At 72.5% G+C, this 19,554-nt stretch carries 19 protein-coding genes and 2 pseudogenes; 13 read left to right on the top strand and 8 right to left on the bottom strand.

Going from position 1 to position 19,554, the window contains the following annotated elements:
• Positions 1–2 precede the first annotated feature (2 nt).
• Positions 3–131 (top strand): annotated as a pseudogene (locus tag ACFXAE_RS04285) (aldo/keto reductase); the annotation flags it as partial.
• 127 nt (positions 132–258) lie between these two features.
• Entirely contained in the window at positions 259–708 is a 450-nt protein-coding gene (locus tag ACFXAE_RS04280; protein WP_384707695.1) for a spore-associated protein, read from the top strand.
• Between the two features lie 78 nt (positions 709–786).
• On the opposite strand, the gene ACFXAE_RS04275 is transcribed toward ACFXAE_RS04280, so the two are convergent.
• The gene (locus ACFXAE_RS04275; RefSeq protein WP_384707925.1) at positions 787–1,818 is read right to left on the bottom strand and encodes a saccharopine dehydrogenase family protein; all 1,032 of its coding nucleotides are present in this window, start codon (positions 1,816–1,818) and stop codon (positions 787–789) included.
• Positions 1,819–1,929: 111 nt separating this feature from the next.
• On the opposite strand from ACFXAE_RS04275, the gene ACFXAE_RS04270 reads away from it, so the two are divergent.
• Complete coding sequence (locus ACFXAE_RS04270) at positions 1,930–2,913, top strand: helix-turn-helix domain-containing protein (RefSeq protein WP_384707692.1); 984 nt, start codon at positions 1,930–1,932, stop codon at positions 2,911–2,913.
• A 201-nt stretch (positions 2,914–3,114) separates the two neighbouring features.
• Here the strand turns inward: ACFXAE_RS04270 and ACFXAE_RS04265 are convergent, their stop codons facing one another.
• From ACFXAE_RS04265 to ACFXAE_RS04250, 4 genes are all read right to left on the bottom strand, one after another.
• Entirely contained in the window at positions 3,115–3,303 is a 189-nt protein-coding gene (locus ACFXAE_RS04265) for a trypco2 family protein (RefSeq protein WP_384707688.1), read from the bottom strand.
• Between the two features lie 182 nt (positions 3,304–3,485).
• On the bottom strand, positions 3,486–3,707 hold the full coding sequence (locus ACFXAE_RS04260; protein ID WP_384707686.1) for a hypothetical protein: 222 nt from the start codon (positions 3,705–3,707) through the stop codon (positions 3,486–3,488).
• 96 nt (positions 3,708–3,803) lie between these two features.
• The gene (locus ACFXAE_RS04255; RefSeq protein WP_073935465.1) at positions 3,804–4,046 is read right to left on the bottom strand and encodes an acyl carrier protein; all 243 of its coding nucleotides are present in this window, start codon (positions 4,044–4,046) and stop codon (positions 3,804–3,806) included.
• A 76-nt stretch (positions 4,047–4,122) separates the two neighbouring features.
• The gene (locus ACFXAE_RS04250) at positions 4,123–4,539 is read right to left on the bottom strand and encodes a DUF2809 domain-containing protein (RefSeq protein WP_384707682.1); all 417 of its coding nucleotides are present in this window, start codon (positions 4,537–4,539) and stop codon (positions 4,123–4,125) included.
• A gap of 241 nt (positions 4,540–4,780) precedes the next feature.
• Between ACFXAE_RS04250 and ACFXAE_RS04245 the strand changes: the two genes are divergently transcribed.
• The 5 genes from ACFXAE_RS04245 (at position 4,781) to ACFXAE_RS04225 (ending at position 11,006) form a co-directional block, all read left to right on the top strand.
• The gene (locus ACFXAE_RS04245; protein WP_384707679.1) at positions 4,781–6,517 is read left to right on the top strand and encodes an ABC-F family ATP-binding cassette domain-containing protein; all 1,737 of its coding nucleotides are present in this window, start codon (positions 4,781–4,783) and stop codon (positions 6,515–6,517) included.
• Positions 6,518–6,631: 114 nt separating this feature from the next.
• Entirely contained in the window at positions 6,632–7,654 is a 1,023-nt protein-coding gene (locus ACFXAE_RS04240; protein WP_384707676.1) for a LacI family DNA-binding transcriptional regulator, read from the top strand.
• 271 nt (positions 7,655–7,925) lie between these two features.
• The gene (locus tag ACFXAE_RS04235) at positions 7,926–9,053 is read left to right on the top strand and encodes a cellulose binding domain-containing protein (RefSeq protein ID WP_384707673.1); all 1,128 of its coding nucleotides are present in this window, start codon (positions 7,926–7,928) and stop codon (positions 9,051–9,053) included.
• A gap of 187 nt (positions 9,054–9,240) precedes the next feature.
• Positions 9,241–10,317, top strand: a complete 1,077-nt coding sequence (locus ACFXAE_RS04230) for a lytic polysaccharide monooxygenase (RefSeq protein ID WP_384707670.1) — start codon at positions 9,241–9,243, stop codon at positions 10,315–10,317.
• 71 nt (positions 10,318–10,388) lie between these two features.
• Positions 10,389–11,006: a TOPRIM nucleotidyl transferase/hydrolase domain-containing protein gene (locus tag ACFXAE_RS04225; protein ID WP_384707667.1), complete on the top strand. Its 618-nt coding sequence runs from the start codon at positions 10,389–10,391 to the stop codon at positions 11,004–11,006.
• Positions 11,007–11,038: 32 nt separating this feature from the next.
• Here the strand turns inward: ACFXAE_RS04225 and ACFXAE_RS04220 are convergent.
• Positions 11,039–11,978 (bottom strand): annotated as a pseudogene (locus ACFXAE_RS04220) (FAD-dependent monooxygenase); the annotation flags it as partial.
• Here ACFXAE_RS04220 and ACFXAE_RS04215 point away from each other — a divergent pair.
• The gene (locus ACFXAE_RS04215) at positions 11,940–12,590 is read left to right on the top strand and encodes a hypothetical protein (protein ID WP_384707948.1); all 651 of its coding nucleotides are present in this window, start codon (positions 11,940–11,942) and stop codon (positions 12,588–12,590) included. The pseudogene ACFXAE_RS04220 and the gene ACFXAE_RS04215 overlap by 39 nt on opposite strands.
• A 55-nt stretch (positions 12,591–12,645) precedes the next feature.
• Positions 12,646–14,184, top strand: coding sequence for an MFS transporter (locus ACFXAE_RS04210; protein WP_384707664.1), 1,539 nt, complete (start codon positions 12,646–12,648; stop codon positions 14,182–14,184).
• A gap of 21 nt (positions 14,185–14,205) precedes the next feature.
• Here the strand turns inward: ACFXAE_RS04210 and ACFXAE_RS04205 are convergent, their stop codons facing one another.
• Both ACFXAE_RS04205 and ACFXAE_RS04200 read right to left on the bottom strand, forming a co-directional pair.
• A complete protein-coding gene (locus ACFXAE_RS04205) occupies positions 14,206–15,075 on the bottom strand; it encodes an endonuclease/exonuclease/phosphatase family protein (RefSeq protein ID WP_384707661.1) in 870 nt (289 codons plus the stop codon).
• 600 nt (positions 15,076–15,675) lie between these two features.
• Complete coding sequence (locus ACFXAE_RS04200) at positions 15,676–17,178, bottom strand: PTS transporter subunit EIIC (protein ID WP_384707658.1); 1,503 nt, start codon at positions 17,176–17,178, stop codon at positions 15,676–15,678.
• A gap of 279 nt (positions 17,179–17,457) precedes the next feature.
• On the opposite strand from ACFXAE_RS04200, the gene ACFXAE_RS04195 reads away from it, so the two are divergent.
• The 3 genes from ACFXAE_RS04195 to ACFXAE_RS04185 all read left to right on the top strand — a co-directional run bounded on the left by ACFXAE_RS04195 (position 17,458) and on the right by ACFXAE_RS04185 (position 19,548).
• Positions 17,458–17,655: a hypothetical protein gene (locus tag ACFXAE_RS04195; protein ID WP_384707945.1), complete on the top strand. Its 198-nt coding sequence runs from the start codon at positions 17,458–17,460 to the stop codon at positions 17,653–17,655.
• Positions 17,633–17,764, top strand: a complete 132-nt coding sequence (locus tag ACFXAE_RS04190) for a hypothetical protein (RefSeq protein WP_384707943.1) — start codon at positions 17,633–17,635, stop codon at positions 17,762–17,764. The genes ACFXAE_RS04195 and ACFXAE_RS04190 overlap by 23 nt, the downstream gene beginning before the upstream one ends.
• 578 nt (positions 17,765–18,342) lie before the next feature.
• On the top strand, positions 18,343–19,548 hold the full coding sequence (locus ACFXAE_RS04185; RefSeq protein WP_384707655.1) for a serine hydrolase domain-containing protein: 1,206 nt from the start codon (positions 18,343–18,345) through the stop codon (positions 19,546–19,548).
• Positions 19,549–19,554: the final 6 nt, after the last annotated feature.

The raw sequence follows: 19,554 nt of genomic DNA, 5'->3' as shown, positions 1-19,554 counted from the left end.
CCGCCGACGTGCTCCCCGCCGACGTGCTGGACGCGATCGACCCCGTCGTCGCCCCGGGCACCGGCCTGGCCGCACACGAGAAGCACGACACCCCGCCCGCGCTGCTCGACGCGTCCCTGCGGCGCCGCTGACGGATCTCCCGCCACGCACCCGGGGACCGGGCGCCGGTGTTCGCCGTCGGACACGGCACAACCCTTTGCCCGGTCCGCGGGTCACACCAAGCAGGAGCAACAGCTCCAAGAGTCGCAAGGGGGAAATATGAGACTCATCCGTTCCGTCCTGACCGTCTCCGCGCTGGCCGCCCTGTCGGTGGGGGCCACGACCGCCCTGGCGTCACCGGCCTCGGCCGCGCCCAACACCACACCGCAGAAGGTCTGCGGAAGCGGCTACAAGACCGTGAACTCGGCAGCCGTCGGCTCCCTGGGCACCGTCTACCTGACGTACAACCCGGCCAACGGCCGCAACTGCGTCACGACCATCCGCACCAACCCCGGCACCGCCCTGGACATGTCCGCGTGGATCTACGTCCCCGACACCGAGAAGGGTGACCAGGACGGCGGGTGGTACACGTCGTACGCGGGACCGACCTACGTCTACGGCAAGGGCCACTGCGTGGACTGGGGCGGCAGCATCAACAACGTGCACGTACAGGTGTACGGCTCCAACTGCGGCGCTCTGAAGGAGCACCGGGTCACCTTCACCCGCTGACCCGCGCCTCCCGGAGGACCGCTTCACCCTGCCGGGGCCGCACGGCCCCGGCAGGGCTCCGGCGCGTCACCCGGCGTCTCACCGGTGCAGTTCCAGGGACAGGTGCGAGGACAGGGCGCCGAGGAAGTCGGGCGCGTCGAAGATCGCGCCGGCGGAGGCGACACCGGTCGTCCTGGTCCGTCCCGTGAGGACGCGGTCCACCGCTTCCACCACGAGCGGCGCGGTGACGGCGTAGATGTCCCGGCCCCGGGCCACGGCGCGCCGTTCGCCGCCGCCGGAGCGCACGACGACGTCGACGAGGAAGGTCTGCTCGGACCGCCCGAGCTCGTCGGTCGCGGCCGGCGCCGGGGTGTCCGGATCCGACAGGTCCCTGGCCGCCTCGACCGTCATGTAGGTGCGGACCTCCGGGACGGACAGGTGGCTGGGCACGGTGACGGCGTCCGCCATCGTGAACTCCCCGATGACGGTCCGGGGGCCCATGGGGTGCGGGAAGGGCCACTCCAGCGTCGGCAGGTCGTCGTGGTGGTACTCCAGCCGCCCGTTGGCGTACCGGACGCGTCGGCCGTCCCGCCGCCGGCTGGACACCGCGCCCGCCGCGCGCGTTCCGGCGGTGGGGTGCCAGCCGCTGAGCCCGTAGGCGATGTGCACCTCGTCGGCCGCCGTCCAGTCGCCCATGGCCGCGGTGGTCAGCAGATCGCCGAGGCCGCCGTAGAAGGCCATCGCGGGGACGATCACCGCTCCCGCCGCGCGGGCGCGGTCGCCGAAGTGCGTGAACGTGTCGGCGTTGGCCTCGATCTCGGCCGCCACGTCCACGTACGGGATCCCGGCGCGCAGCGCCGCCTCGATCACCGGTGCCGCCGTCGTGGCGAAGGGCCCGGCACAGTTGACCACGGCCGCCGCGCCGGCCAGTGCGCGGTCGAGCGAGACCGGGTCGTCGACCGACGCCGGACGCACGTCCGTGCCGGGGTGGGATGCCGCCAGCGCCTCCAGTTTGCCGGCGTCGCGGCCGGAGAGGACCGGGACGAACCCGCGGCCTTGCAACTGCGCCACCACGAACCGTCCGGTGTGCCCGTACGCGCCGAACACCACCACCGTGCGCTGCGACTCCATGAGTTCTTCCCCGTCCTCGAATGGTCCGTCATGATCCATCGTGGCCATCCTGTCGGGGACGGTGCGGCCCGCACAACTGTCCGGAACGCCATGGCCCGTACAATTCCGGACGTGACCACTGTCGCGCTGGCCGTCACCGACGGGATGCTGCACTTCGAACTGTCCGTCGCCCACGAGGTCTTCGGCACCGCCCCGGCGGGGGTGCCGGGCCCCTGGTACGACCTCGTCGTCTGCGGGCCGGGCGCCGTGCGGGCCGGGCGGTTCCGACTGGACCCCGACCACGGCCTCGACCGGCTCCCGTACGCCGACACCGTGATCGTCCCCGGCTGGGCCGACGTCGACGAGGAGCCGCCCGCCGACCTGCTCGACGCGGTGCGCGCCGCGCACGAGGCCGGTGCCCGCGTGGCTTCCCTGTGCACGGGCGCGTTCGTGCTGGCCGCGGCGGGCCTGCTCGACGGGCGGCGCGCGACGACGCACTGGGCGCACACCCGGGTCCTGGCCGAGCGCCATCCCCGGGTGACGGTGGACCCGGACGTCCTGTACGTGGACAACGGCAGCGTGCTGACCAGCGCCGGGAAAGCCGCCGCGCTGGACCTGTGCCTGCACCTCGTGCGCCTCGATCACGGCTCGTCGGTCGCCAACACCCTCGCGCGCCGCCTGGTCGTGCCGCCGCACCGCCACGGCGGCCAGGCCCAGTTCGTCGCGACGCCCGTGCCGCCCCCGGGCAATCACCCCCTCGCCGAACTGCTCCCGTGGGTGCTCGAGCGGCTGGACCAGCCCCTGACCGTCGAGGACCTGGCCCGCCGGGCGCGCATGAGCTCGCGCAACCTGGGCCGCCACTTCCGGTCGGTCACCGGCACCACGCCGCTGCAGTGGCTGCTGACCCAACGGATCCGCCACGCGCAGGAGTTGCTGGAGACCACCGACGACGGCATCGACAGCATCGCGGCGGCCACCGGCATGGGCACCGCCACGACGCTGCGCCGGCACTTCAACCGCACCGTCGGCGTGCCTCCCGACACCTACCGCCGCACCTTCCGCTCACGGACCCACCGGCACGCCACGACGCCGGTGCGCGGTCTTCCCGTGCGGTGACGGGCCCTCCCTGTCTCAGGCGGAATCCCCGGTGAGCCGGCGGACGAACAGCTCCGTGGCGGGCGTGCCGGTTTCCGGCCGGATCACATGGGCCGCGGTCGGTACGGGAGCGGGTCCCACCCGGTATCAGGATCCGAACGACCAGCCGCCGTCCGGTCCGCGGGCCCAGACCTCCACCACACGCGCGTCCGGGACCACCTCTCACTCACCGCGCGGAGTGACGGCCGCCTCCTGTGAGGTGATGCGCAGGGGCTGCCCGTCTCCGGTGACCGGGTTGAGGGACACGGGCATCCGGTGCGTCGTACCGGAGGTCTTCGTCCCCCGTCCGCCCGCGGAGAGCACCCAGACCCGCACACCGCCGTCCGCGCCCTGCTCCTTGCGGACGTCCACGGTGAAGTCCGGCCGACCGGGCCCGCATCGAAGCGCACGTCGGTCCCGTGCCCGTAGGCGACGGCCTCGGCGAGTTCCCTGCGCACCGCGCGCACGGTCTCGGTGAGCCCCGCCCAGGCATCGTCGACCGTCATCCCGGCCCCCGCCCCTCCCGCTCCGCTGCGCCGTGCCCAGCCTACCGATCAGCTGCGGGCACGCCACACGTCCGGGCCGCCGCCGCGCCACTCGACCATCGCGGACCGGCGCAGCCAGTCGTCATCGACGGTCTCCAGCCCCGCGAGGCGCAGGAACTCCACCACGTCCAGCAGCCCGTACGCCATCCCGAGGAACCGCGCGCCGCCGCGGACGCGACGGCCGCCGTCCTCGCCGGGCGGGTAGATCACGATGGGCCGGTCGTTCACCATGGCACCAGCGTGCGGTGCGCGGCGTCCGCCCGCATGCCGGGCGCCCGGCCGGACACCCGGGTGCCGGCCGGGCGAAGCCGCTGCGTACCTCCGCGGTCAGCCGACGGCGGGGCCGGCCTTCTCGGTGCCGGACAGCCGGGCGAGGTACCGGTGGCAGCGGGCCGCGCGTTCCGAGTCCTGTTCCATGACCTCCCTGAAGAAGTCGGCGATCTCCTTCTGGTCCGCGTTCTCCGCGTCGCGGACGTACTGGCCGTAGTCGTGGCCCGCCTTCAGCGAGTGGTACTGCACGGAGATCAGGTCGTACACGACATCGCTGAAGCCCGTCTCGCCGGTTGCCATGAGTCCTCCTGCGCACGTGGGAACAGGTCGCAGGGCCGGGTATCACCTCGCCGTCCGGTGAAACCGGTACCGCGCGCTACGGCTGTCCGGCCGGCACCGTACGTCCCCGTGCGACGAGCAGGCCTGCGATCGCGCCGATCGTGTACCAGAAGAGGTCCGGCGCGTCGAAGGTGGACCCGAGGACCAGACGGGCCGCGGTGCTGTGCCGGGAGAGTTCCGCCGGCACCCCGGTGAGCTGCAGGAACTCGACCCCCCAGCTGACCGCGAGCGCGACTGCGGCGGCCCTCGGTGGTGTCACCCGCGGCGCCACCAGGACCACCAGGGTGAAGATCAGGAGGGTGTAGAGGGCGTCCCCTCCGTACTCGGCCACGTCCCCCGCCGCCACGGCCCGCAGGCCCAGTCCGGCGCCGACGGTCATCAGCGCGGCCACGGCCGCCGCGACACGGGTCCGCGCCGGATCACCGCCGGGACGGGTTCCGAGGAAGAGTGCCATGGTCGTCATGATCCCGCAGCCGCGGTCCGGGCACGGCCCGACCGTGCCCGTCGAAAACCGGAAGAACCGGGGGCGCCGTCCTTGTTAGGGTGTTCGGTATGGCACGAGGCATCTGGTCGCAGAAGGTTCGATCCGCCCGCTGACGGCGGCGCCTTCTCCCTGAATCAGCGCACGCCGTTCCGGTTCCCGCCGGGCGGCTGTTCCCCGCTGCCCGGCTCCACTGCGAGCTGCGGAGCCTCCGTTGAACCCCACCCCGACCCCCGAAGCCATGTCCCTGCCCGCCGAGGCAGGCGCCGGCGCCCATGTCCGCGCCGACGGCGTCACCGTCACCCGCGGGTCCCGGCGCGTCCTGAACGACGTCTCGGTGACCGTCTCCGCCCGGTCGCGGATCGCCGTCGTCGGCGAGAACGGCCGTGGCAAGACGACCCTGCTGCACGTCCTCGCCGGACTGATCGCACCCGACGCGGGCACCGTGCACCGGACGGGCACGCTCGCTCTGGCCCGCCAGGAGCTGCCCGCACGCGACGGTGAGACCGTCGGCACCCTCACGTCCGCGGCACTGGCCCCGTCCCTGGCGGCCCTCGCCGCGCTGGACGAGGCGGCCCTCGCCATGGCCGGAGGCGAGCCCGCCGCCGACGACCGCTACACCGCCGCGCTCGACGCCGCCACCCGCCTCGACGCCTGGGACGCCGAACGCCGCGTCGACGTCGCCCTGGAGTCCCTCGGCGCCTGCACCGACCGGGAGCGGCCGCTGTCGGCCCTGTCGGTCGGGCAGCGCCACCGCGTCCGGCTGGCCTGTCTGCTCGGTGCGCGGCACGACGTCCTGCTGCTCGACGAGCCGACCAACCACCTCGACGCCGACGGCCTGGACTTCCTGACCCGCAGGCTCCGTGAACACGACGGCGGTCTCGCCGTCGTCAGCCACGACCGGGCACTGCTGCGCGACGTCGCGGACCGGTTCCTCGACCTCGACCCGGCCCGCGACGGGAAACCGCGCCTGTACGCCGGCGGTTACGACGCGTGGGAGGAGGCCCGGCGTCGTGAGCGTGAACGCTGGGAGCAGGACTACGAGCGGCAGCAGGGCGAGCACCGGCGGCTGCAGGACGCGGTGTCGCGGGCCCGCGACCGGCTCTCCACCGGCTGGCGGCCGGAGAAGGGGACCGGCAAGCACCGGCGCCAGTCCCGCGCGCCGGGCGTCGTACAGGCCCTGAACCGGCAGCAGGAGGCACTGGACGCGCACCGGATCGACCTGCCGGAGCCGCCGTCCGCCCTGCGGTGGCCCCGGCTGGGTGTCCGGCCGGGCGCGCCGCAGCTGCGGGCGCACGGTGTCGCCGTCGACGGACGGCTGGCCCCTCCGGTCGACCTCGCCCTCGACGGCGGCGAACGGCTGCTCGTCACCGGGCCCAACGGCGCCGGGAAGTCCACGCTGCTCGCGGTGCTGGCCGGCGCCCTCCGGCCCACCGGGGGGCACGTGTGGACGGCGAGCGGGGCGCGGGTGGTCCGGGTCACCCAGGAGACCGCCGAACAGGACCCCCGGCTCACCGCCCGCGAGGTGTACGACCGGCACGTCGGACGGCTGGTGGCCCGCGGGGTGCTCCGGGACGGCGACGCCGTCGCGCTGGGGTCCCTCGGGCTGCTGGACCCCGCCGCGACGGGAACGCCGGTCGGGCGGATGTCGCAGGGGCAGCAGCGGCGTCTCGACCTGGCGCTGGCGCTGTCCGGGCGGCCCACGCTGATCCTGCTCGACGAGCCGACCAACCACCTGTCGGCGCCGCTGGTCGACGAGCTGACCGGGGCGCTCCGCGGCACCGGCGCCGGCGTCGTCGTCGCGACCCACGACCGTCAGCTCCTGCGGGACCTCGCGGACTGGCCGCTCCTGCGGGTGGGCGGGTCGCCGGCCCCGGACGCCCGGCCCGGCGTGCCGCGTCCGGCCGCACGGGAGGAACCGGCGCCGGGGACGCGCCGCACGCCGTCCTGACGCACCGCCTCCGCCGCCCGGGGCCGGTCACCGACCGGACGCGAGACGTGCCGCGGGACCGGCCGTTCCAGGCACCCGGTGGCCGTAAGATCTAGTGATCTCGTGGGGGTGGTCATGGGCAGGCAGCGTCCCGGTACACCGACGCTGGAGGAGGTGGCCGCGCTCGCCGGTGTGGGGCGGGGCACCGTCTCCCGCGTCATCAACGACGCGGCGGGCGTGAAGGATTCGACGCGCCGTGCCGTGCAGCGCGCCATCGCCGAGCTGGGGTACGTCCCCAACCTGGCGGCCCGTTCGCTGGCGGGCCGGCGGGCCGACGCCGTCGCGCTGGTCATGACGGAGCCGGACTGGCGGCAGTTCGGCGAGCCGTTCTTCTCGGAGATCGTCCGGTCCGTCGGCGACGCGCTGACCGACACCAAGGTGCAGCTGCTGCTCACCCTGGTGCGCACGGACGCCGAACGGCAGCGCCTCGTGGAGTACGCGCGCGGCGGCCGGGTCGACGGCGTGATGCTGATGTCCGTGCACGCCGAGGACGCGTTGCCCGACATGCTGGCCGAAGTGGGTCTGCCCACCGTCCTGCTGGGGCGGCGCTCGGGCGAGGAGAGCGTGACCTACGTCGACGCGGACAACGCCGGCGGCGCCCGCAGCGCGGTGGCGCACCTGCTGGGCCTCGGACGCCGCTCGATCGCGACCGTCACCGGGCCGCTCGACATGTACGTGGCACAGTGCCGGTTGCGCGGTTACCGCGAGGCACTGGAACGGGCGGGCGCCCGGAACAGGCCGGCCTGGACGGTCGAGGGGGACTTCTCGGCGGACAGCGGGCGCCGGGCGATGGCCGAACTCATCGAGCGGGCTCCGGAGATCGACGGTGTGTTCGCCGCGTCGGACACCATGGCCGCGGGCGCGCTCGACGCCCTGCGCGCGGCGGGACGCCGGGTGCCGGAGGACGTCGCGGTCATCGGGTTCGACGACTTCCCGCTCGCCCGGCACACCGATCCCAAGCTGACGACGGTGCGCCAACCGCTGGAGGAGATCGGCCGGACGATGGTGCGGCTGCTCCTGGAGGAGATGGAGGAGCCGGAGGTGGCCTGGCGACACGTCATCCTCCGTACGGAACTGGTGCTGCGCGACTCCGCCTGACCCGCCCGTCCCCTGCCTCCGCGACCGTCCCCCGAGTCACCGCCCCATCGAATGTTTCGGGAGCGCTCCCGAGACGGACGGCCCTTGTGGATCACCTCACTGACCTGCGGCTTCGAAATGAATTCGACGATTTCCCGCGCACAGTCTTGTCAGGGACATGTGTAGCTCCTACAGTCCCGTCCCGAAACACAAATGGGAGCGCTCCCATCAATGGGGAGGCGGGAGCGCTCCCGCCCGGTCGTCCCCCACACCCTCTCGGAGAGGTCCCCGCATGCGACGGTTACCGCACCACACCCGGGCCCTGCACGGCCTGTTCGCGACACTCCTCACCGCTCTCGCCGTGGTCGCGGCGCTGATGACCGGAACGGCGACGGCCCGGGCCGACACCACGATCTGCGAACAGTACGGATCGGCCGTCGTCCAGGGTCGCTACGTCGTCCAGAACAACCGCTGGGGCACCAGCGCCACCCAGTGCGTCACCGCCACGGACACCGGATTCCGCCTCACCCGGGCCGACGGCTCGGTGCCGACCGACGGGGCCCCGAAGTCGTACCCGTCGGTCTTCAACGGCTGCCACTACACCAACTGCTCGCCGGGAACCGCCCTCCCCGCGCGGATCAGCGGCATCACCGGCGCGCCCAGCAGCATCTCGTACGGCTATGTCAACGACGCCGTGTACAACGCCTCGTACGACATCTGGCTGGACCCGACGCCCCGGACCGACGGTGTGAACCGCACCGAGATCATGATCTGGCTCAACAAGGTGGGCCCGATCCAGCCGATCGGCTCCCAGGTCGGCACGGCCACCGTGGCCGGGCGCACCTGGCAGGTGTGGTCGGGCGGCAACGGCTCCAACGACGTGCTGTCGTTCGTCGCGCCGTCGGCGATCAGCAACTTCAGCTTCGACGTCATGGACTTCGTCCGGGAGACCGTCGCGCGCGGCATGGCGCAGAACGACTGGTACCTGACGAGCGTCCAGGCGGGATTCGAGCCCTGGCAGAACGGTGCGGGCCTCTCGGTCAACTCCTTCTCCTCCACGGTGAACACCGGCGGCAGCGGCCCTGGGGAGCCGGGTGATCCGGCCGCGTGCGCGGTGTCGTACGCCACGAACGTCTGGCCGGGCGGCTTCACCGCGAACGTCACCGTGAAGAACGCCGGTTCGTCCGCCGTCGACGGCTGGAAGCTCGGCTTCACCCTGCCCTCCGGGCAGCGCGTCACCCACGCCTGGAACGCGTCCGTGGCTCCCTCCTCGGGCGCGGTCACGGCGAGCGGGCTCGACGGCAACGCGCGGATCGCGCCCGGCGGCAGCCAGAGCTTCGGCTTCCAGGGAACCTACAGCGGCACCTTCGCCCAGCCGAACGGCTTCAGCCTGAACGGCACCGCCTGCACGATCGCTTGACGCGACCGGCGGGCCGCGTACCCGCCGTGTCCCCCGACCCGGGGCCCGCTCTTCCTCCCTGCGCCGGCAGGGCGGGCCCCGGGGCCCCTGACCCCCCGCCCTTCCGGTTGACGCCCCTCCCCCGGACGGGCGGGGCTTCCACCTCCCGCCACTGTCCGCCCCATCCACTACCGGCACAGGAGATCCCATGGCCTTACGACGGAGATTCGTCTCCTTGGCAGCAGTACTGGCCACCCTCCTCGGAGGGCTCGGCCTGAGCTTCCTCTGGCAGAACGACGCGCAGGCACACGGCGTGGCGATGATGCCCGGATCACGCACCTACCTCTGCCAGCTGGACGCCGTCACCGGCACCGGCGGGCTGGACCCGACCAACCCGGCGTGCCGTAACGCGCTGAACCAGAGCGGCTCGTCGGCGCTGTACAACTGGTTCGCCGTCCTCGACTCCAAGGCGGCGGGGCGGGGCGCCGGCTACGTCCCGGACGGCACGCTCTGCAGCGCCGGTGACCGCTCCCCGTACGACTTCTCCGCCTACAACGCGGCCCGCGCGGACTGGCCCCGGACGCATCTGACGTCCGGAGCGACGGTCAAGGTGAAGTACAGCAACTGGGCCGCCCATCCCGGCGACTTCCGGGTCTACATCACCAAGCCCGGCTGGTCGCCCACCTCACAGCTGGGCTGGAACGACCTCGAACTCATCCAGACCGTCACCAACCCGCCCCAGCAGGGCTCACCGGGCACCAACGGCGGCCACTACCACTGGGACCTGAAGCTTCCCTCCGGACGCTCCGGCGACGCGCTGATCTTCATGCAGTGGGTGCGTTCGGACAGCCAGGAGAACTTCTTCTCCTGCTCCGACGTCGTCTTCGACGGCGGCAACGGCGAGGTGACCGGCATCCGGAACTCGGGCGGCACGCCGACCCCGGACCCGACCCCGACGGACCCCCCGACGCACACCGGTTCCTGCATGGCCGTCTACAACGTGGTGAACTCCTGGGACGGCGGCTTCCAGGGCTCGGTCGAGGTGATGAACCACGGGACGTCGCCGCTGAGCGGCTGGGCCGTGCAGTGGAAGCCCGGTTCCGGGACCACGATCGGCAGTGCGTGGAACGGCTCCCTGACCAAGGGTTCCGACGGCACGGTGACGGTGCGGAACGTCGATCACAACCGTGTGATCAACCCGGACGGGAGTGTGACGTTCGGCTTCACGGCCACGTCGTCGGGCAACGACTTCCCGGTGGGCACGATCGGCTGCGTGGCACCCTAGCCGTCCTGGACCGGGCGGCACCGGCGGAAATTCCCTACCGGTGGCGCCCGGAAAGGGCTGAGACTCCTCTCATGGCTGACATGGAGTTGTTCCGGAACGCGGTCACCGCGTGGGCGGCCGGTGGTCCCGGTGACCCCGCGCGCGAGCTGGCGGCGCGGCTCGACGTCCGGGCAGCGGTCCTGCTCGAAGGGCTGAGCGACGCCGCGGCGGTCGACGCGCTGGCCGCGGGCCGCGGCCGGAACCTGGCGGCCGAGGGAATCTGCGTCCTGCCGATGGGAGGCGCGATGAACATCGGGCGCTTCGCCCGCCTTCTCGGGCCGCCCGGCCTGGGCCTGCGCCTCACGGGGCTGTGCGACGAGGGCGAACGCGACTACTACGCCCGCGGGTTGGAGCGGGCCGGTGTCGCACGGCAGGAGTTCTTCGTCTGTGCCGCGGACCTGGAGGACGAACTCATCCGTGCGCTGGGAGTGACGCGGGTGGAGGAACTCATCCGGGCGGAGGGCGACCTGCGCCCCCTGCGGACCTTCCTGAGCCAGCCCGCGCAGCGGGAGCGCACCGCACAGCAGCGGTTGCGGCGCTTCCTCGGCACGAAGAAGGGCCGCAAGATCCACTACGGTCGCGTTCTCGTCGAGGCCCTCCACCCCGAGCGCGCACCCGCCCCGCTCGACGACCTGCTCACCGGTCTCTGACCGGCGGGCGGCGGGCGGCGGGCGGGGGGCGGCGGGCGGGGGAAGGACCGGTCACCGAAGAGGACACGGCCGGCCGCGGCCCGGCCGAGCGGTGTGCGCAGCAGGGCGAACGCCGCTGTGGCCGCGGCCGGTGTCCGGATGTGCGCCAGGCCCCCGCGCGGGGTGAGGCGGCCTCGGAAGTGTGCGCGCAGGGCGGCTCCGCCGTAAGGGGTCAACGGGTCCGGCCGCCCCGACCGCAGCGCGTCGTCGAGGACGGAGGCGGCCGGCTCCGACAGCCGCAGGCACGGGTCCAGGCCCCCGGCGGTGAGGGGTGAGACCGCGCCCGCCGCGTCGCCCACGAGGAGCCCCTCGGCACAGGCGATGCGGTGCAGTACTCCGCCGACGGGTATCGGGCCCCGCGTCGCTCCACCGGCTCCTCCGGTCGGTTCGGGCCGGCCGGCCCGGGGGCCGAGGCGCTGAAGCGTTCCAGGGTCCGGCGCAGGCCCTTGGGGGAAGCGGTCGGCATGGCCCGCGACCCCGACATGGGCGTGCCGCCCGTCGTTGACCACCCAGGCCAGGTATCCGGGGCGAACGAGGGGTCGAGGGGTCGAGGACGCAGTGGAAGGCCGGGGGTTCGCCGTTCGCGGGCACCTCGAAGACTTCTTCGGCACCGACCGGCAGTCGGCGGCTGCGGTCGAGGCCGAGGTCGCGGGCGACGCTCGAACGGGCTCCGTCGGCGCCGACGACGAAGCGCGCCCGGACCGCGGTCGGCCCGTCGCGGCCCACCAGACGGAAGGTGCCGCCCCGCCGGCCGGCGTAGCGCGTGCCCAGCGCCAGCCGCACGCCGGCGTCGACCGAGACGGCGGCCGCCGTCTCGTACAGCGGCGCCATGTCACCCACCCGGAACTCGTCGCGGTCGCTGACCAGGCTGACGGGGCGGCGCATGCCGGGGGGATGGAGGACCACACGGCGGATCGGCGGCCCGAGGTGTTCGCCGAACGGCTGTCCGTCGCGGGCACTCCGGCCGGGTGCGCGGAGAAGATCCGTACCCAGATCGCGCCCAGCGGCGTGAACCATGTCATCTGCGCCCTCACCGATCGGCGGCTGGTGCCGGCCTTCACCGGCCGGGACCAGGACGGCGTGGCGGACGCCGACGGCCAACTGCGCCTCGTTCACGATCAGATCATGCCCGTGCCGGCCTGGGGCGAGGAGAGGGCCGGACGTCGGCCGGATGCCCACGGGAGCACGCACAAGCCTGCGCCCCGCCCGGGACGGGCCATGTGCGGTACCGGTACGACGCGGTCGGCGCCGTCTCGGACAGCTTCGAGGGACCGTACTCCGAGCGGTGGACCGCGGGTGCCGGCGCCGGTCACGACAACTTCTTCGAGGATCACAGAGGATCACAAGGGCGGCCTGTGGGCGACGTCCTTCCGGAACCCGGCCCAGGGCTGCCGGAAGGACCCGGAGCGCGTCGCCGACGCCGCCGTGCCCGGCGTCGTACGGCTGGAGTGGACCGGCCCGCGGTCTCCGCCGGCATGGGTCGTGCGCCGCATGCCGCCACGCGCCACTGACACCCCGGCGGCGGCCGTGGTGATCGAGTGGTGAGGGCCGGGACGCGCGCGTACGGTCGAACGGTGGACTCCCGAAAGGGCGACCCGGCATGACCAGAAGCAGTCCGCGATCGGCCTCCGCACCGCAGAACGCCGCCCAGCACACCGGCGGCGGTGGAAACGCGATGGCGCTGCTGGTCATCGCGTCGTGTCAGCTGATGGTGGTGCTGGACATCACCATCGTGAACATCGCGCTGCCACAGATCCAGCGCTCCCTGGACTTCTCCACCACCAGCCTGTCGTGGGTGGTCAACGCCTACACCCTCACCTTCGGCGGTCTGCTGCTCCTCGGCGGCCGGGCCGGCGACATCCTCGGCAGACGGCGCGTCTTCATCGCCGGCGTACTGCTCTTCGTGCTGGCCTCGCTGCTCGGCGGGCTCGCCCAGAACTCCGGTCAACTCCTCGCCGCCCGCGCCCTCCAGGGCGTGGGAGGCGCCATCGCCTCCCCGACGTCCCTCGCCCTGATCAGTACGACCTTCCGCGAAGGGCCCGAACGCAACCGGGCCTTCGGGGTCTTCGCCGCGGTGTCGGCGGGCGGCGGCGCGATCGGGCTGCTCGCGGGAGGCGTGCTCGTCGAGTGGCTGAACTGGCGGTGGGTGCTCTTCGTCAACGTCCCGATCGGGCTGCTCATCGCCCTCGCCGCACCACGCTGGATCAAGGAGTCCGAACGCCACCCGGGCCGCTTCGACGTCACCGGCGCGCTGGCCTCCACCGCCGGCATGGTGCTGCTGGTCTACGGGTTCATCAGGGCCGCGCAGGACGGCTGGCGGGACACGCTCACACTGCTCTCGTTCGCCGCGGCCGTCCTCGTCCTCGCCGGGTTCGTCCTGGTCGAGAGAAGGTCGAGGCAGCCGATCACCCCGCTGCACATGTTCGCCGACCGGAACCGCTCGGGCACGTACGGCATCATGCTGTGCCTGGCCGCGGCGATGTTCGGCATGTTCTTCTTCCTGACGCTCTTCGTGCAGAACGTGCTGGACTTCAGTCCCCTGCGGGCCGGACTCGCCTTCCTGCCGGTCAGCGCGGTCATCGCGATCGGTGCCGGGCTGGCCTCGCGGTTCCTGCCCGTGTACGGGCCCAAGCCCTTCATGGTCGGAGGTGGTGTGCTCGCGGCGGCGGGCCTGGGCTGGCTGACGCTGACCGACGTCCACTCCACCTACGCGGGCAGCGTCCTCGGGCCGATGCTGGTCTTCAGTCTCGGCATGGGCATGGAGTTCGTGTCGCTGACGCTGATGGCGCTGTCGGACGTGCCCGTGCGGGAGAGCGGCGCGGCCTCCGGCCTCCTCAACGCCACCCAGCAGGTCGGCGGCTCGCTCGGTCTGTCCATCCTGGTCACGGTGTTCGGCACGGCGAGCGGCAACGAGGCGGAGAAACAGGTTCCGCTCTTCCTGCAACAGGCGACCCCTGCCGAGCGGCTGCGCTTCCGGCGCACCGGGGAGCTGCCACCGCCCTGGGCCGACGAGGTCCTCACCTCCGGTGTCTCGGCGGCCTTCATCATGGCGGCGGTCTTCGCCGTGCTCGCCGCGCTGATCGCCGTCGTGGCCATCCAGGTCCGCCCCTCCGACCTGCAACGCCTCCAGGGCGGGTGAGCGAGCCCGCCGGTGACCGGTTCAGCGGCCGTGTCGGCGGACCTTCAGGTCCGCGACCACGGGTCGGTGGTCCGACGCCTCCGCCGCCACCGTGCGGGCGCCGCTGACCCTGATGTCGGGAGAGACGGTCACCAGGTCGATGCGCTTGACGGGGTCGACCGCCGGGTACGTCCCACCGCCGTCGGGGGCGGCGTCCCGCAACCGCTCCCACAGCGGCGCCAGTTCGGGGGCCGTCGCCTCGGCGTTGAAGTCGCCGACCAGGATCTTCGGTCCGCGATCGGCGGCCAGTACGCCGAGCATGTCCGCCACCTGGGCCTCGCGGACCGACGGGTCGGCCCGGTAGTCCAGGTGCGTGGTGTAGACGTGCACGCGGGCGCCCCGTACCTCGACCACCACTTCGGCGAAGCCGGGCGCCGGGGCCGGCACCGGATCGGGTGTCTGGGTGGAGAGCCGGGTGATCTCGTGGTTCTCGGCGGCGAGCACCGGGTGGCGGCTCAGCACGGCGACGCCGAACTGCCGCCGCTCGCCGTCCCCGGCGGCCGGGTCCAGGTCGTAGATCGGTGCGAAGAACACCCGCATGCCCAGCTTCCCGGCCAGTACGCGCGCCTCGTCGGTGAAGTCGCTCCGGGCGCCCCAGTGGACGTCGACCTCCTGAAGGCCGATCACGTCGGCGTGCAGGTCGCGCAGGGCCGCCGCGGTGCGGTCGAGGTCGAAGACCTGGTCCTCGCCGGCCCCGGCGTGGATGTTGTACGTCGCCACCCGCAGCGGCACCGCGCGGGCGTGCGGTCCTGGGCCGCCGGTACCGGCGGCCGTGGCCGGTGCGGCCGTGGCCAGCAGGACGGCGGCGAGTACGGCGGCGACGCGGACAGGGCGTCGGGATCTGGGTTTCATGCCTTCTCCAGGCTGGGCAGGGGACCGGCACGGTGCGTTCCGTCGGGGCTCTCGTCGGTCATCGCAGCACCGTACCGCCGTCGTTGTGGTCCACAGTGGGCTTGCACACGAACCGGGCGGGCCGGCGGCACGACCGTGCCGGCCCGCCCGCCCACGTCTGCGTGAGGACGCCCCGTCATGACCCGACCGGCACGGTCGATCCCCGCACGCGCGGTACTTCGGCGCCGAACTGCGGGGGACCGCCCTCCTGCCCGGCCCCGACGCGCACATCGCCGAGACCGGCCTCTCCGACCGGCTCACGCAGCGGAAGTGAGTTCTCCGGAGGACGGTCCCCCGGGTCGGGGGCCGCCCTCCGGACTCCTGCCGAGCGCTCGGAACCGCCGGCGCGCGTACCGAGGCGGTCGCCGACGCCCTGCGCCGACTGCGCCGTACGGCATCGGGCGCCGTCGAGGACGGGAGTCCGCCGCTGTGCCGGCCCTGACGGGGCGGCGTTCCCCGGCCCGTACCGGAGGATCGGCGCAGGCACCACGACTCGGCCCGCTCCTCGTGCGAGGGGCGGGCCGAGTCGTGGTGCGTGGAGGGTCTTTCGCGGCCCTCGGGTCAGGCCTTCTCGGCGGCGCGCTCCGCGGGAACGGGCCGGTCCTCCGCCGGAGCGGCGGGTTCCGCGTCGAGTTCCGCGAGCATCGTCCCGGTGAAGCCGAAGCAGTAGGTGGCGAGGAAGCCCGCCGCGTAACCGACGACCAGACCGCCGGCGTAGACGGCGACCGTCCGCCCCGGTCCGTGGTTGCCGTCGAGGAGTGGGAAGAGCGCCCACCCGGAGGGGCCGATCGCGGTCGAACCGACGTTTGTGCCCAGCTGGTTGAAGAGGCCGACGAACGCGCCGCCGAAGGCTCCGCCCGTGCAGGCCGTGACGAACGGACGCCCCAGCGGCAGGGACACGCCGTAGATGAGGGGCTCGCCGACGCCGAGGAAGCCGGGCCAGAGCGCTGACCTGATGGTCGCCCGGATCGAGGTGTTGTGCCGCAGCCGGCAGTAGACCGCGATCGCCGCGCCGACCTGTCCGGCTCCCGCCATCGCGAGGATCGGCAGCAGGACGGTGAAGCCGGCCCCCTCGATGAGGGTGGTGTGAATGGGGATCAGGGCCTGGTGCAGACCCAGCATGACCAGCGGCAGGAAGAGGCCCCCGAGGAGGAACCCGGCGCCCGCGCCACCGTGGGACAGCAGCCGGTCGGCGGCGTCACCGATCCAGGCGGACACCTCGCCGGCGAGGAACATCAGTCCGAACAGGGTCGCCAGACCGGCCACGAGCACGGTGACGGTGGGCGTCACCAGGACGTCGACTGCCTCGGGCACCCGGCGCCGGCACCACTTCTCCACGTACACGCCGAGCCAGGCGGCACCCAGAGCACCGAGTACACCGCCCTGTCCCGGTGAGAGGTGACGGCCGAACGCCTCGACGTTCGCCACTCCGGCGTAGACGATGACCGACGCGACGGCACCGCCCAGGATCGGCGTACCGCCGAACTCCTTGGCCGTGTTGTGGCCGACGAAGACGGCGATCAGTGCCATGAACCCGGACGCCACGGCGGCCAGGGCCGGGGTGACTCCCGGCAGCCAGTGCAGGTTGACCAGCAGACCGTTCAGGCCGGCGATGACGCCGCAGCCGATGAGCGCCGGAATCAGCGGCACGAAGATGTTGGCGACGCGACGCAGGAACAGCTTGAACGGCGTGGCGTTCCGCGCCTTCCGTTCCGCCCTGAGCGCCACTCCCTGTGCGGCGAGCGCCTCGGCCGTCACGGGATCGTCCCCGTGGTCCGGGGCGGGGGACGAGGCCCCCGCCCTCTCCGCCTCGACCAGGGCCTCGAACTCCGGGGTGACACGCGCCACCGCCCCCGGCCCCAGCACGATCTGGTAGGTGTCGTCCTCGACGACGCCCATGACCGCGGGAAGTGCCTTGAGCTGCTCGTCCCGTACGAGGGACCGGTCGTGCAGCCCCAGCCTGAGACGGGTCATGCAGTGGGCCACCGACGTCACGTTCCCCGCGCCTCCGACCAGGGGGAGGATGGCGGCAGCGGTGGCGTGATACTTGCTCTCTTCGCTCATGGTGCGGTCATGCCTTGCTGTGAGATGGGGTCGGCGCGTCCTCGAAATTTTCTTTCCTTCGTCCCACTTGGGACTGAAAGATATTTTCAGCACTCCGGGGCGTCAAGCGCCCGAAAGCGACAGGCCGCACCCAGATCGGCCGCACACCGCTTGCCACCGTGTCAGCCGGGTCCCACGAACGCCGGCAACATGACGTACGCCGTGCCGGACCGCTGTCACGAGAGGCCGCACCAGCCCGGTCATGAGGGCGCGGCCGCACTACGGAGGATGGATCCCGCCGTGGACGCCCGCATCGACTTCTTCGGCAACGCGCCCGTCGGCAAGGTACTCAAGGACATCGACTCGGCGAACAAGGTGGTGCGCGACTCCGCCCTGCCCTTCGGCGACCTCGTGCTCCCCAAGGGCGACAGCCCGCTGCTGCTCGCCTGGAGACGTGGACGTACGGGCCCGCGACGTGGCCGCGGCCCTCGGCCGTGACACCGACAGCGGGACCATCAACGCGGTCCGCAGCACCCTCGACCGCCTTGTCGGCACGTCCCGCATCCGGCGCAGCGGCCGGGGCCTCTACCGCGCCAAGCGCCCCTGACACCTCATCCCACGGTTCCGGGCGCCCTTCACCGGGATCGTGTCGCAGGGTTCCCGGAATGTTGTGGTCAGCGAAGCGAAATTTTCCCCACAACGTGTGACGGCACGTATCACAGTGTTTTGAGTGTCCCCTGTCACGCACCGCGTCCGGGACAGGTGAATCCTTCACTCAGGCCGATGGCTTTTCCCACCCCGCCGAGACACGCCGGGCGTGTCTCGGCCCTGACGCTGTACGACATCTCTCCGGTGACGGACACCGCCTTCCGGCCGGCCGCTCCGCTCGGCCGGCTCGACGACGGCACGGCTGCACGACGGCCGTGCCGCGCATGATCATGCCGGCCCATGTCCACGCACACGAGGGTCACGAGGCGGAGTCCGGACCCTTCCGCCGGTCGCTGCGGATGTACGCCGCGGTGACCGGGTTTCTGGTGTCGGGCCGGCGGCCGGCGGTGCACTACGATGCCCCCGGTGCCGCCCCGGCCGCCGGTGACTTCTCCGACTTCCCGACGGAAAAGGCAAGTTGAGCCGATCCGGAGCCGCGGGCGCCCTCCGATTCCCCCACCATCAAGAAAGATGCGGATGCGGATCAAAGACGTGAGCCTGGCGCTCGCCGGCTCCACCCTGATCGTCACTCTGGGGGCCTCCCCGGCCCTCGCGGACAGTTCCTCACTTCCCACCCCCGACCTCACCGCCGTGCGGACCGTGCACGACACGGCTCTCTCGCAGGGTGCTCCCGGAGCGCTCACCCGAATCGACGAGGGCTTCACGACCTACCACGTCGCCACCGGGGAGGCCGACACCGGCGCCCACACGGCGATGGACACCGGCCGCCGGTTTCGCGTGGGCAGCGTCAGCAAGACCTTCACCGCGGTGGTGCTGCTGCAACTCGCCGCCGAGGGGCGCGTCGACCTCGACGCCCCGGCCAACCGCTACCTGCCCCGGCCACTGCCCGACGACCGCATCACCGTGCGGCATCTGCTCAGCCACCGCAGCGGTCTGTACGACTACACCAACGACATGTTCTACCACACCGTCCCGGGTTTCGAGGCGGTCCGGAACAAGGTCTTCAGCTATCAGGAGCTCATCGACCTGTCCACCGCGCGCCCCCTGAACAACACGCCGGGCGCCGCCTACAGCTACTCCAACACCAACTTCGTCGTACTGGGGCAGCTCGTCGAGCACATCACCGGCACCCCGGTCGCCACCCAGTACCAGCAGCGCATCTTCGCTCCCCTGCGGCTGCGGAACACCTCGTACGTCCATCCGCGGACGACCATCTCCGGCTCCTACGCCCGCGGTTACCTCCGGCAGGACGACACCACGCTGCCGCTGGTCGACTCCACCGAACAGACCGTCTCCTGGGCCCAGTCCGCGGGCGCGGTCATCTCCAACGGGAAGGACCTCAACCGCTTCTTCTCCGCGCTGCTGTCCGGCAGGCTCCTGCCCGCCGAGCAGCTGGAGGAGATGACCACCATGGTCCCGGTCACCGCGGACGGAAAGCAGTCGTACGGACTGGGCCTCAGGGCACGGAAGCTCTCCTGCGGCACCACCGTCTACGGCCACACCGGCACCGTCCAGGGCTACTACACCTACGCCTTCACCACCAGCGACGGCGACCGCAGCATGACCTCCCTGGCGAACACCTCCAACAATGGGACCGTGAACGCCACACTCGGCGCCACGCTGGACGCCTCCTTCTGCGGCTCCGGTACGGCCGCCGTCAAGTCCACCGCTCCGGCCCGCGGTTACACCGAGGACATCGCTCCCCAGGTCACCCGCGACTGACCCACC

It is taken from the genome of Streptomyces sp. NPDC059454 (assembly GCF_042749965.1).
Lineage (GTDB): Bacteria > Actinomycetota > Actinomycetes > Streptomycetales > Streptomycetaceae > Streptomyces.
This window is presented reverse-complemented; position numbering and strand designations above follow the sequence as displayed.

Coding starts and splice junctions, on each gene's coding strand:
- ACFXAE_RS04240 (WP_384707676.1), top strand. CDS start 6,632: ATGGGCAGGCAGCGTCCCGGTACACCGACGCTGGAGGAGGTGGCCGCG.
- ACFXAE_RS04235 (WP_384707673.1), top strand. CDS start 7,926: ATGCGACGGTTACCGCACCACACCCGGGCCCTGCACGGCCTGTTCGCG.
- ACFXAE_RS04230 (WP_384707670.1), top strand. CDS start 9,241: ATGGCCTTACGACGGAGATTCGTCTCCTTGGCAGCAGTACTGGCCACC.
- ACFXAE_RS04280 (WP_384707695.1), top strand. CDS start 259: ATGAGACTCATCCGTTCCGTCCTGACCGTCTCCGCGCTGGCCGCCCTG.
- ACFXAE_RS04255 (WP_073935465.1), bottom strand. CDS start 4,046: ATGGCAACCGGCGAGACGGGCTTCAGCGATGTCGTGTACGACCTGATC.
- ACFXAE_RS04200 (WP_384707658.1), bottom strand. CDS start 17,178: ATGAGCGAAGAGAGCAAGTATCACGCCACCGCTGCCGCCATCCTCCCC.
- ACFXAE_RS04215 (WP_384707948.1), top strand. CDS start 11,940: ATGGAGGACCACACGGCGGATCGGCGGCCCGAGGTGTTCGCCGAACGG.
- ACFXAE_RS04210 (WP_384707664.1), top strand. CDS start 12,646: ATGACCAGAAGCAGTCCGCGATCGGCCTCCGCACCGCAGAACGCCGCC.
- ACFXAE_RS04260 (WP_384707686.1), bottom strand. CDS start 3,707: ATGGTGAACGACCGGCCCATCGTGATCTACCCGCCCGGCGAGGACGGC.
- ACFXAE_RS04275 (WP_384707925.1), bottom strand. CDS start 1,818: ATGGAGTCGCAGCGCACGGTGGTGGTGTTCGGCGCGTACGGGCACACC.
- ACFXAE_RS04185 (WP_384707655.1), top strand. CDS start 18,343: ATGCGGATCAAAGACGTGAGCCTGGCGCTCGCCGGCTCCACCCTGATC.
- ACFXAE_RS04250 (WP_384707682.1), bottom strand. CDS start 4,539: ATGGCACTCTTCCTCGGAACCCGTCCCGGCGGTGATCCGGCGCGGACC.
- ACFXAE_RS04225 (WP_384707667.1), top strand. CDS start 10,389: ATGGCTGACATGGAGTTGTTCCGGAACGCGGTCACCGCGTGGGCGGCC.
- ACFXAE_RS04205 (WP_384707661.1), bottom strand. CDS start 15,075: ATGAAACCCAGATCCCGACGCCCTGTCCGCGTCGCCGCCGTACTCGCC.